The organism is Corynebacterium liangguodongii (assembly GCF_003070865.1).
In the GTDB taxonomy this organism is placed as follows: Bacteria; Actinomycetota; Actinomycetes; order Mycobacteriales; family Mycobacteriaceae; genus Corynebacterium; species Corynebacterium liangguodongii.
On record NZ_CP026948.1, the window covers coordinates 100,280 to 113,905 of the forward strand.

General features: G+C 68.2%; 12 protein-coding genes. 4 read left to right on the top strand and 8 right to left on the bottom strand.

Annotation, left to right across the window (positions count from 1 at the left end; translation table 11 throughout):
- The first annotated feature begins 7 nt into the window (after positions 1-7).
- Genes C3E79_RS00480 through C3E79_RS00490 form a run of 3 tightly spaced genes read left to right on the top strand, consistent with a single transcriptional unit; the run spans position 8 to position 1,869 of the window.
- Complete coding sequence (locus C3E79_RS00480) at positions 8-289, top strand: RNA-binding S4 domain-containing protein (protein WP_108403143.1); 282 nt, start codon at positions 8-10, stop codon at positions 287-289.
- Positions 290-1,078, top strand: coding sequence for a VOC family protein (locus C3E79_RS00485; RefSeq protein ID WP_108403144.1), 789 nt, complete (start codon positions 290-292; stop codon positions 1,076-1,078).
- The gene (locus C3E79_RS00490) at positions 1,075-1,869 is read left to right on the top strand and encodes a hypothetical protein (protein WP_235840717.1); all 795 of its coding nucleotides are present in this window, start codon (positions 1,075-1,077) and stop codon (positions 1,867-1,869) included. The genes C3E79_RS00485 and C3E79_RS00490 overlap by 4 nt, the downstream gene beginning before the upstream one ends.
- Here the strand turns inward: C3E79_RS00490 and C3E79_RS00495 are convergent.
- From C3E79_RS00495 to C3E79_RS00530, 8 genes are read right to left on the bottom strand one after another with little or no spacing between them, the layout of a single operon-like run.
- Positions 1,855-2,619 carry a hypothetical protein gene (locus C3E79_RS00495; RefSeq protein WP_108403145.1) on the bottom strand — a complete coding sequence of 255 codons (765 nt, stop codon included), beginning with the start codon at positions 2,617-2,619 and terminating at the stop codon, positions 1,855-1,857. The genes C3E79_RS00490 and C3E79_RS00495 overlap by 15 nt on opposite strands.
- Positions 2,613-4,520: a M13 family metallopeptidase gene (locus C3E79_RS00500; protein ID WP_108403146.1), complete on the bottom strand. Its 1,908-nt coding sequence runs from the start codon at positions 4,518-4,520 to the stop codon at positions 2,613-2,615. The genes C3E79_RS00495 and C3E79_RS00500 overlap by 7 nt, the downstream gene beginning before the upstream one ends.
- A 9-nt stretch (positions 4,521-4,529) precedes the next feature.
- Positions 4,530-5,405, bottom strand: a complete 876-nt coding sequence (locus C3E79_RS00505) for a cutinase family protein (protein ID WP_108403147.1) — start codon at positions 5,403-5,405, stop codon at positions 4,530-4,532.
- Positions 5,406-5,410: 5 nt separating this feature from the next.
- A complete protein-coding gene (locus tag C3E79_RS00510; RefSeq protein ID WP_108403148.1) occupies positions 5,411-8,821 on the bottom strand; it encodes an arabinosyltransferase domain-containing protein in 3,411 nt (1,136 codons plus the stop codon).
- Positions 8,818-10,686 carry an arabinofuranosyltransferase gene (locus C3E79_RS00515; RefSeq protein ID WP_108403149.1) on the bottom strand — a complete coding sequence of 623 codons (1,869 nt, stop codon included), beginning with the start codon at positions 10,684-10,686 and terminating at the stop codon, positions 8,818-8,820. Before C3E79_RS00515 ends, C3E79_RS00510 begins: the two co-directional genes overlap by 4 nt.
- A 20-nt stretch (positions 10,687-10,706) precedes the next feature.
- Positions 10,707-11,471, bottom strand: a complete 765-nt coding sequence (dprE2, locus tag C3E79_RS00520) for a decaprenylphospho-beta-D-erythro-pentofuranosid-2-ulose 2-reductase (RefSeq protein WP_108403150.1) — start codon at positions 11,469-11,471, stop codon at positions 10,707-10,709.
- 15 nt (positions 11,472-11,486) lie between these two features.
- Positions 11,487-12,902 (bottom strand): decaprenylphosphoryl-beta-D-ribose oxidase, encoded by a 1,416-nt coding sequence (gene dprE1 / locus C3E79_RS00525; RefSeq protein WP_108403151.1) that lies wholly within the window; start codon positions 12,900-12,902, stop codon positions 11,487-11,489.
- 21 nt (positions 12,903-12,923) lie between these two features.
- Entirely contained in the window at positions 12,924-13,160 is a 237-nt protein-coding gene (locus C3E79_RS00530) for a hypothetical protein (protein WP_108403152.1), read from the bottom strand.
- Positions 13,161-13,186: 26 nt separating this feature from the next.
- On the opposite strand from C3E79_RS00530, the gene C3E79_RS00535 reads away from it, so the two are divergent.
- On the top strand, positions 13,187-13,618 hold the full coding sequence (locus C3E79_RS00535; protein ID WP_108403153.1) for a hypothetical protein: 432 nt from the start codon (positions 13,187-13,189) through the stop codon (positions 13,616-13,618).
- Positions 13,619-13,626 lie beyond the last annotated feature (8 nt).

A 13,626-nucleotide genomic window follows, 5' to 3' on the forward strand; every position in this document is an offset into this window, starting at 1 on the left:
TGAGCGCGTGGATGTAGAGATCAGCGGGGATTCGATCAAGCTCGGGCAGTTTCTCAAGGTAGCCAACGTCGCCGAGACCGGCGGGCACGCCAAGGAACTCATCTCGGGCGGCCAGGTCACGGTCAACGGCGAGGTGGTCACGGCCCGTGGGCACATGCTTGTCGACGCCGACGTGGTCACCGCCGCCGGCCAGAGCCTCACAGTAGTCACCGGTGCCGAGGGCGGCGACTACTTTGATGAGCGTACCGCGAACGACGACTTCGACCCGGAGAAGTGGAGGAACATGTAAATGCCCGCCTTCGAAGCGCTGCCGGGGATGCCGTATTGGCAGGATCTCGCGACCGTTGACACCACCAAGTCCGCCTACTTCTACTCCAAGTTGCTCGGCTGGGAGGTCGAGGGCGACCTCTACCGGATGGCGCGCACGCAGGGATTGCCGGTGGCAGGGTTCATCGGCGGGCTCGACGACCCGACGATGAGCGATGCCTGGGTGACCTACTTTTTCACGCGCGATGTGGAGGGGGTGAAAAGGGGCGTCGTCACGCGCGGCGGTGAGGTGCTGGCTACCGCCGAGGTGTCGCTGGGAACGATGGTGCTGTGCGCAGACCCGGCCGGCGCCATCTTTGGCGTGATCGAACCGGCGGGGGAGGACCAGTTCGTTGCGGCCGGGGAGCCGGGCACTCCCGTCTGGCACGAGTACGTCGCGCTCGATCGCGCCCGTGAATGCATCGACTTCTACGCCGAGCTGTTCGACTGGGAGGTGACGCACTCGCAGGGCTACTACCTGGCCACCGCCGAGGGCGCACCCTTCCTCGGGCTGCGGGACGATTCGGGGAACGCGGACGTCGCAGCACTCGCCGGGTTCTGGGAGACCTATTTCGGCGTGGAGGACGTCGCGCGTGCGGCGCGTCGCGCGCAAGAGCTCGGTGGCGAGGTCGTACACGGCCCCGAAGACTCGCCCTTTGGACCCCTCGTCCTCGTGGCCGATCCGACCGGGGCGACCGTGACGCTCTGCGAGGTAGAAGCTCCTGCGCCTGAGGAGCTGCTCAGCGAGTCCGACTCCGTGCTGGGCCTGTGAGAACATTCGCTGCCCTAGCGGCGACGGCGGTGCTCGCCGCCGCGCTCGCATCGACGGTCGCCCCCGCGGGAGCCTACGAGGTCGCTCGCGACTTCGACAGCGATCGCACCGCCCTCGCCGTCGTCCACCCGGACGGGCGCTGGTCCGGATCGGAGGACGCGCTCGAGCCGCGCCCCGCCCTTTCCCTGGCCAAGCTCTACCTCGGCTACTGGGTGTTATACAACGGCACCGAGGAGGACAAGGACTTGGTCGAGGAGATGATCGCGCTCTCCCGCGACGACTACGCCCAGCGCCTCGACCGCAAGTACCCGCAGGCCATCGGCGAGATCGCGGACGACTTCGACCTGCAAGACACCGCCCGCTACGGCGCGTGGGGGAGGACGGAGACCTCGGCCTACGATGTGGCGACCTTTATCGCCTCGATCCTGTGGGATCCGCGCGCCGAGCCGCTGCTCGACGGCATGCGCCAGATGCAGGAAAAGGCCCGTGACGGCTTCGATCAGCTCTTCGGCGCCGCCACCTTGGACCGCGTCGAGGGCATGAAGACGGGGTGGTCCGACGACCAGGAGTCTCAGACCGGCAGCGTCGCCTTCGGCGAAATTGGTGACGACGTCTGGGTCGTCGCCGCCCTGACCTGGGGAGACGCCGAAGAGAACACGGCAGATGTGAAAAAGGGCGTCAACCAGGTCGACGACCTCGCGGCGCTGAAGCTGCGGCTGAGACGGGGCATAAGCGGCTGGCAGCCCGGAGACGGACTGCCGGTGAAGTTTACGCCGCTAGACCTCGGCTGAGAAGCGGCCTACATACGCCGCGACTTCGGTGATGCGCCGCCGCGCCTCCGCGGGGGTGGAGATCCCCTCAGCCGCGTAGTATTCGATGACGTCCGCGCCGGGCGCGCGCACCCCCGCCCCACGCGCGGCCTGCACGAGGGTGGGGCCGGTGACCGACGGGCGGCTGGGAAACGACAGCACTGCGGCATCAGCGCTGGTCGCGGCGCCATCTCCGGCGAACCACGCCACCACCGCGGTGGCCCCGCGCGAGCGCGCGTAGGCGATGGCGGGCTCGATGAGCTCACGCGTGTCGACATCTATTGCCACCGCTCCGGACAGCGCCACTACCGCGGCGACCTCGGGCTGCCAAGAAAACTCCCGCGCCCGTGGCGTGGGCGGCCCGGCGGCGATAACCCACACCCCGGTTGTGCGATCAGCGGGTCGAATGCACGCCCCGTAGTCGCAGGTGCCCACCTCCACGCCGGCGCTGAAAGCCACCCCCGGCATGGTGTGGTCGACCGCGGAGCCGAGCATAAGCATCGCCGCGTGCGTGAGCCGGTCGGGCATGAGGGCGAGGTAGCGGTCAAGCTCGTCCGCATCGGCGCCGTTCGGGCGCGGGTAGGTCGCCTCCATGTAGGAGCGGATCTGTTCGAACTGCAGGCTGTCCGGGAGGGTGCGGCGCACCCCACCGACGTTGAAGTTCGGGTCTTCTTGCTCGTTGAGCGGGTAGGAGTCGCCCTCGGCGCCCTGCTCGAGCGGCCCGACTACCAAATCTGCACCCGGTCGGCGGGGGCGACCCACATCGCGGAGTCCTCGCGCACATCGAACGCGTCGTAGAACTCCGGGATGTTGCCCGCGATGACGTTGCAGCGGAACTCGTTAGGGGAGTGCGGGTCGATGGCAAGGAGCTGTGCGGCCATCTCCGGGCGCGTCTTGGAGCGCCACACCCTCGCCCACGCCAAAAACAGGCGCTGGAGGCCGGTGTAGGTTCCCTCGAGCTCGCCGAACGGCTGGGCGGGGCCGTCGCTCAGCCCGTTGTCATCGAGGTAGAGCTTGTAGGCCGCCACCGCGATTCCCAGGCCGCCGAGGTCGCCGATGTTCTCACCGAGGGTGAACTCGCCCTTGACCCCGCTGACCCCCTCGGTGCCCTGCAGCACGGCGGGGACGAGGCCGTTGAACTGCTCAACGAGCTTCGAGGTGAGAGAATCGAAACGTTCGCGATCCTCCTCGGTCCACCACGAGTTGAGGTTGCCGTGGCCGTCGTAACGCGAGCCCTGATCGTCGAACCCGTGGCCGATCTCGTGGCCGATCACCGCCCCGATCGCGCCGAAGTTCTCCGCGGCGTCGGCCTCGGCGTCGAAAAACGGCGGCTGCAAGATCGCGGCGGGGAAGGTGATGTCGTTGACCACCGGGTTGTAGAAGGCGTTGACAGTCTGCGGGGTGGTCACCCACTCGCCGCGGTCGGCCGGGCGGCCCACCTTACCCAGCTGGTAGTCGTGCTCGAACGCAGCACCGCGGCGCACGTTGGCGATCAGGTCCTTGCCGGACTGGCTGAACTCCAGGCCGTCGAAGCTGCGCCACGAATCGGGGTAGCCGATCTTCGTGGCAAATTGCTCGAGCTTCTCCAGTGCGCGGGCGCGGGTGTCCTCGCCCATCCACTCGAGCCGGGAGATGCGCTCACGGTAGGCGCGCAACAGGTAGCCCACAAGCGCGAGCATGTGCTCCTTCGACTCAGGCGGGAAGTGCTTCTCCACGTACCGGGCGCCGATCTCCTGGCCCACGAGGGACTCCGCGAGGCTGACCCCGCGCTTCCAGCGGTCGCGCTGCTCGGTCGCCCCGGCGAGCTTTACGCCGAAGAATTCGAAGTTCGCCGCCCCGATGTCTTCTGGGAGGAGCCCCGCGCGCGAGCGCAGGATGTTCCACGCGCCCCACAGTTGCCAGTCAGCCAGCGTCTCGGGACGCAGCATCTGGCCGAGCGCCTCAGTATAGGAGGGCATCATGTTCACCACCGGGCCCTCGCCCAGGCCCGAGCCGCGCAAAATCTCCTGCACCAGCGGAGGAAGCTCACCTAGCTCGACCGGGTTATAGGTCGCGATCGCGTCGCGGGACCGAACCACATCCCAGTGGCTCGCCGCGAGTTGGGTCTCGAGGTTGACCACGCGCTCCGCGGCCACCTCGGCGGGCAGCCCGAGCAGGGGCGCGGAATCGAGGTAGCCCAGCATCCGAGCGACGTGGGCCTTGTACTCCGCCAGGGTCTGTGCATGCTGCTCCTCGCGGTAGTACGCCTCGTCCGGCAGCCCGAGGCCGCTTTGCACGACGTAGGCGATCGAGTCTTCGCCCTGGGAGTCTTTCTCCACCCAATAGGTCACGGGCGCGCCGACGCCGACGCGCTCGAGCTCACCGAAGCTGCGGGCCAGCTCCGTGATGTTGGATACCGCCAGCTTTTGCAGGTCCGGCTCGAGCGGGGCGAGGCCGGCCGCGTTGATCTCGGCGGTATCCATGAAGGACAAGTAGAGATCGCCGCCGCGCCCGACGCCGTCTTCCAACAGGTCGCGGACGTCCGCTTCGGACTTGTCCCGCAACGCGTAAAAGGCGCCGTCGATGCCGCGATCGGCCGGGATCTCGTGGGTGGCCACCCACTGTCCGTTCACTAGCTCAAAGAGGTCATTCATGCCACCACTCTACGCGTGCGCCGTGATCCATCCCGCGGCCTCGCGGCGGTCGGGGCCTTCGTAGCCGCCGTGGGCGGTGATCCCGGCGGCGAGCTTGAACACGTCGAGGCCCAAGGTAGCCAAGACGTGGGCGACCGGAGCTAGCGGCGCCAGTCCGCTGGCCAGGCCAACCTGCATCGCCGGGGCGACCAGCCCGCGCAGGCTAGGAGGCATGGAGCACACGACGTCGTCGGCGTGGCAGATCTCCAACACCCGCGGCCCGAGTTCGCCGTAGCCCTCGGGCAGCGAGCCGAGCGCACCCCTCGAATCGGGCGGGGTCCCGGGCGATAGCACCGCGCCGTTGCCGCCCTGGTGGGGGTTGGAAAACAGCGCCACGGAGCCGACCCTTTCGGGGCCGATCGGGCCGCGGCCGTGGGCGATGTCGCTGGTCATCTGCGAGGTGATGTGGGCGCCGAGGGAGTAGCCCGTGAAGCTAAAGCGCGCCTCGGGGCAGCGCTGGGCGAGGGTGGTCACCGCGTTTCGGGTCTCGCGGTAACCATCGTCGAAGGCAGCGGGGTAGGTATCCACGGCGAAGGGCAGCGAGCGGTAGGACACCCACAGCGCCTCCACGGCCCCGTGGGTCTGTGCCTCGACAATCAGGCCGGTGCTAAAGACGTTGCCGCCGTGCGGGATCGCGGTGGGCAGACCTTCGACGGTGTTGGCGCCGCCGGGCACGGCGATGAGGTAGTGCGCGCTGCAGCCCTGCTCGTTGACCACGGTGTTCGCCCTGTTCGACGAGATTTCCTGTGCCCCGGCAGGCCGCGGTGTCGCACCGATGGTCACGGCGGCGAGAAGTGCCGCAGCGCCCAGCGCGTTGATGAATGTCCTTGCTGTGCTCGCTGCCATGCCTTCTAGTCTTTCTTCTCTTCGGGGTCGCGGATCTTCATCGGGCCAGGGGTGAACCAGCCCCAGCGGGTCGCATTGTCGTGTTCCACTGCTGCGACCTGCGGGACCTCGCCCGCGGAGTTCGTGCGCGGTTCGTACTTCGCCACAGAACCCCAGTCGCGCGCCCAGTCGTTTCGCAGGTATCCGGGGATGTCGTAGGAGTAGTTCACCGCCTCCGTGGTCGCCAGCGCGCCGCCGCCCAGGAAGTCCATGAAGCCGGAGAGCTGGGCCTTGCCCGGGGCGTCCGGCATGATGCGGAACTCAGGGATCTCCGCCACGCCCGCGTAGTGGTTGAAGGTGCGCTGGCAGGGGTACTGCAGCGCCACCGACCAGTCCAGCAACCCGGGGGTGGAGGGGGCGAAGACATCCCCGAGAGGCGCCAGCGTGGGCACGCGCGGCGGGGTCAGCGCCATCCAATCCCGATCCGCCAGCGAGGAGTCCTCTGCAACGAGGCGGACCACGTCTGCCTCCTCGGGCAGATCCGCGATGGGGTAGCGCAGGTTGCGCCACGACGGGGTCGGGCCCTGGTCGAGCATCTCGACCTCCCCGAGGCGCTCGACGGAGGTGCCGTCGCGAAGCGCGCCGTACTCGAGCTTGAGGTCGGCGCCTTCTTGCTCCACGCCGTTGATGTCCTTGTGCGCGATGCGCCCGGCGGCGGAGGCGACGACGAGCGGAGCGTCCTCGCGCGCGGGCGGGAGGGCGAACCAGGCCGTCTCGAGCTGGGCCGAGCCCGTCGGCTCCTCGGAGTAGGACCCCAGCATGGGAACTTTGGTGTAGTCGAGGTTAAACGGCAGGCGGACGGTCGAGCCGTTGGCCCCGCGCATGGTCTCCGGGCGGTTGCCCTGGGTGCTCGTACGGGTGGTGGACTGCTCCTGCTCGGTGGTGGCCTTCGCGGCATCCGCGGAACCCGACCCTGCGTTGGTGTTGGTGCCGGTGCCGTTGCCGGTGGTGGCGCTATTGGTGGCCCCGCTCGGGTCGAGGGTCGAGGCCGAGGCGTTGTTATTGGCATCGGTGCGCGGGCTCGACGCGGACGAGCTGGAGTCCTCCTCCACGATGAAGGAGGGCACGCCCTCCGGGTCGAACCCGCGGTTATCCCCGCTGTCGAGGGAATCGGCCAACGCGACGCCCCCGATCGGGGAGAGGAAGGACTCGTTCGTGTTGGTCTCGAGCAAGACGTCGGAGCCGAGCTGGCAGGAATTTCCGGCGAAGGTGCGAACGTTACCCATCCCCACCGAGTAGGCCGGGGCCTGGTCAAGGAAAGCCTTGACAAAGGTGAGGCAGGAAAACGCCACCATGAGCGCGGCGACGATCGCGATCGGGGCGGACATGAGCCCCGCGAAGCGGCCCGCGCCCACGCGCGTTGCCCGGGCGTGCCGGAGCGATTGGAAGACCCCGATCATAAGGATCACAAGCGCGATGACGAGCACGACAGTGTTGGCCTCCACGGCGTGGAGCTGCACCGTCTTATCCCACCACGGCACCCCGAAGGAGGAGACGTACCACCAGCCGTTCCACCCGGCCAGGGTCACGGCCATGAGAAACGCCACCCCGGCAAGCGCGAAGGTGCGGTTGCGCGCCGAGCGCAGTGCGATGTGGGAGAGCACCACGGCGCCGAGGGCGGCCACCGCCCCGCCGATCCCCGCGTAGATGCCGAAGTGGTGGGTCCACTTCGTCGGGGTGAACATGAGGAAGAACGTCGAGAGCGCCACGATGAGAACCAGGCGCACCGTAGGCCCCTTCGCCGCGCCGGGGATGGAGCCCATCCGCACGAGCGCCCAGGCGATAAGCCCCAGGCAGGCGAAGAAGACGAAGGTGGGGAAGCGCCTGGTCATGGAGCCGTCCACGGTCTGGTCGAACAGCGTGCCGTAGCGCACCCACTCCGAGTACCAGTCCAGCGCGGGGCCCACCTTCGAGCGCACCGAGGTCGCCTCGAGCACGGTGGCTAGCGTCTGGTCGTGGAACACCGCGAGCATCACCGCGAAGCCCGCGGCGAGGAACGGGGCGATAAAAGCCAACCGGGGGGCATGGGGCAAGCGGCGCTCCATGATGGCGAAAAGCGCCGGTAAGGAGATGAGGAACACGCCGACGGCGGCCAGGCCGGTCGGTCCGCAGGCGAGGGTGAATGCGGCCAGGATCGTGCCCACCGCGGCCGGGAAGAGTCGCTCGGTGGCGATCGCTCGCTCGAAGGACGCCCACGTGGCAATGAGCCCGAGCGCGATGATCGGCTCCGGGCGGGTGCCGTTGTTGTAGGGCAGCCAGAAACTCAAGAAGACCAGCGCGGCAGTCCAGTGGGCCATGCGCCTCTCGGCAACGACGGGCCCGAGCCGCGGCAGGAGCTCCCGGGAGAGGATCCACCACGTGGCCACGCCCGCGAGTAACGACGGCAGGCGCATCCACATCGACGCCGTGGAAATCTGCGCGAAGGCGGAGAGGATGTCGTAGTACGGCGAGCCGAAGGGAGATTCCGGCACACCGTACCAGCGGTAGTAGTTCGCCATGTAGTCCGACTTGGATGCGACCCGCGCCATGGTGAGCAGGTAGCCGTCATCGGAGGTGTTCGCCCCGAAGATGTGCCAGAAGCCGAGCACGGCGAGCACGAGAGCGTCGAGGGGGCGGAAGGTGCGCCACTGGCTGCGCAGCAGCGGGAAGCGGCGGCCGTCGCGCGCGTCGAGGCGCCACAGCGCCCAGAGCGCGACGATGAGGGAGGCCGCGCCGAGCGCCATCGCGCCGGATTTCAGCGCGGTCGGCGAGGAGGTGAAGCGGGAATTGACGTTGACCTGGGCGGCGAGCCCGGCGTCGACAAGCGTGCCCGCTTCGCCCTCTAGCTCGCTGTAGATGCCGGTGACCTGGGGGCGAAGGTCTTCCTCGCCGTCCTCGCTGAGGTCCGTGCCGGAAATTGCGATGCTCGTACCCTCCGAGGTGGCGGAGACCTCAAGCAGTGCGCTCGCGGGAAGGGAGGCAACCTGTGCGGCATCGAGCTCGAAGAGCACCTCGTTGAGCGAGGTGACGAGCAGGCCGCCGTCCGGCGCGGAGACGAAGAGCCCGCGGTCGCTGGCCTCCTGGGAGGAGGCGGGCAGGGTGCCCGCGATGAGCGTCTCGCCGTCACGCAGCGCCGCGATGGACTCCTTAACCGGGACATCGAGCTCGATCGACTCGGGCGCCAGGGAGATCAGCGGTGCGTTGATCGAGCCCAGCGACTCGTTCTGCGGCCAGCTCACCGTCGATTCCACCTGGTTGATCGGGAGGATGGGGGTGAGCAAGAAGCAGGTGAACGCGAGGAGCCCGGAGACGATGGCGCACAAGACCAGCGGACGGGGGGCGCGGTTTTCGGCTTCGGCTAACACGTCGTTGAACTCTACTGGGCGGTGCGTGCTCATCGGGAACGGACCACCACCACGAACGGTCCGATCTGGGCTTTATCCCACTCGGGGGAGTCGAACGAGGCGGGGTTGAAGAACAATCGCTCGTAGACCATGTTCGGTTCGTTGGGGAAGATGTCGTGGCCCACGTGGGTCTTATACGGCTCAGATTCGTCGTCAAGGTTGCCGCGGAAGAGGAACACGTCGGGCGCGCGCCACGGCAGGGAGTCGAGGGCCGCGAGCATCTCCTGCGGGTCTTCCAGGGCGTCGTAGGAGCCTTCCGCGAGCGTCGTGAGCGCCTCCACTCGCCGGTCGTACTCGCCGAGGGGGTTGGCGTAGTGGCTGGTAAACGCGTTGAAACCGTAGTAGGGGTTCATGGCCATGAAGTTGATCTCATCGGTGAGTACGACGGTATTGGTCGGCTCAAAGCCGTGCGCGGAGATGAAGCTGCGGACCTCCCCGTAGTAGCGCCCGGCGTCGGCCGGGAAGCGGTCGGCGCGCTCGCCGTTGCCGTCCGTATCGGCGTAGGCCTGGTCGATGTGGGCCTGGTTTTTCTCGGGAATCTGCTGGATGTAGAGTCCCCCGGCGGCCGCGAGCAGGATCACCCCGGCCGCGGTCGCGGCGGGGGCGAGCGAGCCGAAGGCGCGCTCGAGGAGCGGGCCGGTGTGGGACAGCGCGACGAGGCCGGCGGTGGCGAAGAGCAGCAGGATGAGCACCTCGACGCGGAAGCCGAGCAGCGTGGTGCCCAGCAGTGGGGTGACCATGGAGGCGAAGACCCACGCGTAGCACACCGCGATGGTGACCGCGAGCCCGGTGACCGCGGGGCGGCGGATCGCCGCGCACAGGTAGAACAACCCGATCAGCGAGAGCACCCCGAGCACGGAGAACGTGAAGAACGGTAGCGGGAACTGGGTTCCGTGCACCGGCAGGAAGTGGTTCGCCGTGGACCTCGCCTGGTAGTCGCCGAAGGCGAGGTTGTAGAGGTAAGGCCCCCACGAGAGCAGGGCGATGCTTAGCGACGCCACACCCACCGCAACCAAGTGCACCAGCGGCACCCAGGAGCGGCGCGCAAGGGCGAGGCCGAGCGCCAGGGCGACTACGCTCAAGGCGGTAAGAGCGGTAAAGAGCGTGTAGAAGGTTGCGGAGACCCCCAGGTAAAGGGCGAGGGCGGCGGTCGCCGTCCACGACCCCGCAAGCGCCTTCGAAGCCGCGACCGCCGCGGCCGGCACGAACATGGCGACGATCGCCGCGTAGGGCTCATCCGGGGTCTCGGTGAGCACGATCGCGGTGGTGGCCAGCGCGATCGCGGTCGCGAGCGGCAGGGAGCCGGTGAGCGCGCGCCACACCGGCGTCAGCGCCGCGGCGGCGGCAGCCAGGGACACCAGCGCCCACGGCTGGTAGACCTCCCAACCGTCCATGCCGAGTGCCCCCGCCATTCGCCCGCCGAGCCAGAACCAGCCGATGGGGTAGAAGGTGGGCAACCCGACGTAGTTCATGTCCTGGTTGGACATTGTCTCAGTCATCCGGGACAAAAACTGGGTGCGAAAGCCCTGGTCGACCTGGACCCCGTCGAGGTAGAGGCGGGTTGCGCTCAGCGGGATGCCCAGCGAGGTGACAACCAAGCCGGCCGGGGCGAGCGCGGCGATGACCTCGGTGAGCAGCGCTCGCGCGCCGCGGATCCACGCCCACAAGGCCGCCGCGGTGGCGACGATGAGGAGCATCGAAAACGCCGTCGCCAACCCGCGGGTCACCATCGAGGTGTTAAACGCGGGCAGGGATGCCGAGCGGAGGATGAACCAGGAAAGTAAAGCGAGCACGGCCGCGCCGAGCGCGGATGCCGCGACCCGCGCGACGTGCGCGCCTACCCCGCGAGTGTCTGTCATGGCTAACAGTGTGTCATAGCTTAAAAATTCAGCCGGCGCATGATCGGCGCCGGGATGTGCTGGAGCACGAAAGAGATCGGGCCGAACGCCTTGTGCACGAAGACCGCGCGCTGCCCGGCGAGGGCGGCCTCCACGGCGGCCTTGGCGACGTCTTCCTTGTTCACCGTCAGCGGGGCCTCGTCTAGCCCCTCGGTCATCTTCGTGCGCACCTGGCCGGGGCGCACGACGGTCACCCGCACGCCGAAGTCCCGCAGCGCCTCGCCGAGCTGCAGGTAGAACCCGTCCATGCCCGCCTTGGAGGCGCCGTAGACGAAGTTCGACCGGCGCACCTTCTGGCCCGCGACGCTGCTCATGGCGATGATGGTCCCGTGGCCCTGCGCCTTGAAGCGCTGGCCGAGCAGCACGCCGACCGAGACGAAGGCCGTGTAGTTCACCTCGGCGGATTCCACCGCGGCGGCCTGGTCCTGCCAGAGCTGCTCCTGATCGCCGAGGGTGCCGAAGGCGACGATGGCGACATCGACGTCCCCGCCGGCGAAAGCGGCCTCGATTGCGGCGGGGTGCGAGGCGGTATCGCGAGCGTCGAAGTCGACGACGCGGACCTCGCCGGCGCCGGCTGCCTGGGCCTCGGTCACTGCGGCGTCGATACGCGGGGAGCCCTCGCGCGCGGCGAGCGTGACGGTGGGGCTGCCGCCGCGCGAGGCGAGCTCGCCGACGATGGCCAGGCCGATCTCGGAGGTGCCGCCGAGAAGAAGGATGTGCTGTGCTTGTCCTACTGCGTTGAGCATGAAAAAGTTCTCCTTTTAGTTGAGCTCGAGGCGGCGCGACATGTCGGAGGCGAACACCCCGGTCGGATCGATCGCTCGGCGGGTCTCCAGCCAACCCGCCAGGCCCGGGTACATCGCGTGGAAGTTCTCGGCAGAGGTGCGCGACTCCTTGGCCAGGTAGAGGCGGCCCCCGAACTCCATGACCTGCTCGTCGAGGCGGTCGAGGAACTCGCCGAGGCCGGGGCGGATGGGGAAGTCCACGCACACGTTCCAGCCCTTCATCGGGTAGGACAGCGGTGCTCGGTTGCCCTCGCCGAAGAGCTTGAACACGTTGAGAGCGCTGTAGTGGCCCGAGGCCTGGATCTGGTAGATGATGTCCTTAAACGGCTCAACTGCATCGGTAGGCACGACGAACTGGTACTGCAAAAAGCCCTTCGAACCGTAGCCGCGGTTCCACTCGCCGATGAGATCGAGCGGCTGGTAGAACTGCGTGAGGTTTTTCACCTGGTTGCGCGCCGGCGCGCCCATGAGGTAGTACGCCTCTCCAATCGCCATGAGCGAGAGCTTGTTCATCGTCCACGACGGGAAGACATCCGGCACTGTCATCAGCTGCGGCGCGTTGAACTTCAGCGGATCCTTCGCCAGCTTCGGGGCGAACTCCTCGAGCTGAGCCAGGGTGGCCAGCGAGCCGCGCGAGATCGTCGAGCGGCCCGTCTTCGGCGGCGCCGAAATCGCGTCGAACCAGGCCGACGAGTACGTGTAGTTGACCTCGGAGCCGTCGGAGTGCGCCGCAATCGTCTCGTCGAGGGTGTCGGTGCGGTCGGTATCGGCGATGAAGTAGGCGGTCTCTGTGCGCGTCATCTCGATGCGGGCGCGCAGGATAATGCCGGTGAGCCCCATGCCGCCGACCGTGGCCCAAAACAGCGTCCCGTCCGGGTCCTCGGCGGTACCGTGCGGCTCGAGGTGGAGCACGCGGCCGTCGGCGACGAGCAGCTCCAAGGAGACGACGTGGTTGCCGAAGGACCCGGCCGAGTGGTGGTTCTTGCCGTGGATGTCCGGCCCGATCGCGCCGCCGATGGTGACCTGGCGGGTGCCGGGCAGCACCGGGACCCACAGGCCGTAGGGCAGCGCAGCCTTCATGAGCTGGTCGAGGGTGACGCCCGCGTCGACATCGACAATCGCGGTGGCAGGGTCGATGGAGTGGATGCGGTTGAGCGGGCGCATGTCCACCACCAGGCCGCCGCCGTTTTGCGCCGGGTCGCCGTAGGAGCGGCCCATGCCGCGGGCGATCACGCCGCGGCGGGCGTGGGCGGGAAGTGTCGCGTTGTCCTCGGCCACCTGCGCAACGGCGCGCTTGATCACCTCGACGTCCGGGGTGGAGAGCACGTGCGCCGTCGACGGCGCGGTGCGGCCCCAGCCGTGGAGCGATTCAACGTCAGTGTGTAATTGCATGCGCCCCAGCCTAGTCGAGCCCTAGAGGTCCATGAGGTCACGAATCTCTGGCGGCAGCTCGCTTTGCGACGTGATCACCGGGCGGCCCGCGGCCTTGTGCTCCCGCAGGATTTCGTAGACGCGGGTGCGCGAGGCGCTATCGAGAAACGGCAGCTCCTCGGCGAAAAGCCGCACCATGAAATCGGAGAGCGGGGCCTCGACCCGCTGCGCGGCCTCGTGGATCGCGTCCGGATCATCGCCCTTGTAGTGCTTCCTCATGGTTTTTCAGCCTACGATGGGGCCACATGAGCGCACCAATCGACTACAACTCCCTCGACGACACCTCAGCCGGGCGCATCGCGCAGGCCGGCTTCATCGCCGCGATGTTCGCCGTGCCGGACGTGGTCCAGGGCCGCGGGGCCCGCGCGGCGGCGTGGACGGGGCTGGCGGCGGCCAACCTTGCCGCGATCGCCGTGATGAACGCCGTCGACGAGGACCCCCGCAACGACCTCACCGCGGCGGTGGAGCGCGCGCCGGAAAAGGCGGGGTCGCCCGCGCAGACATGGGGGGTGCTTGGCCTGGGCGTGGCCGTCCTCGGCGCGTTGACGTATGTGAACGTCGCTTTCTACAAGGCGGCGGCCGGGTGGCTGCGCCGCCGCGGCGTGTCCCGGCCGTACTCCGCGCTCGGGTTCCTCGCCGGGGCCGGTTACATCGCGGCGCGGCGGCTCGCGACATAGCAGGAGGC

Bases quoted from the DNA above. Each gene is read 5' to 3' on its own strand.
- C3E79_RS00485 (WP_108403144.1), top strand. From the start codon at position 290: ATGCCCGCCTTCGAAGCGCTGCCGGGGATGCCGTATTGGCAGGATCTC.
- C3E79_RS00500 (WP_108403146.1), bottom strand. From the start codon at position 4,520: ATGAATGACCTCTTTGAGCTAGTGAACGGACAGTGGGTGGCCACCCAC.
- C3E79_RS00505 (WP_108403147.1), bottom strand. From the start codon at position 5,405: ATGGCAGCGAGCACAGCAAGGACATTCATCAACGCGCTGGGCGCTGCG.
- C3E79_RS00510 (WP_108403148.1), bottom strand. From the start codon at position 8,821: ATGAGCACGCACCGCCCAGTAGAGTTCAACGACGTGTTAGCCGAAGCC.
- C3E79_RS00515 (WP_108403149.1), bottom strand. From the start codon at position 10,686: ATGACAGACACTCGCGGGGTAGGCGCGCACGTCGCGCGGGTCGCGGCA.
- dprE2 (WP_108403150.1), bottom strand. From the start codon at position 11,471: ATGCTCAACGCAGTAGGACAAGCACAGCACATCCTTCTTCTCGGCGGC.
- dprE1 (WP_108403151.1), bottom strand. From the start codon at position 12,902: ATGCAATTACACACTGACGTTGAATCGCTCCACGGCTGGGGCCGCACC.
- C3E79_RS00530 (WP_108403152.1), bottom strand. From the start codon at position 13,160: ATGAGGAAGCACTACAAGGGCGATGATCCGGACGCGATCCACGAGGCC.
- C3E79_RS00535 (WP_108403153.1), top strand. From the start codon at position 13,187: ATGAGCGCACCAATCGACTACAACTCCCTCGACGACACCTCAGCCGGG.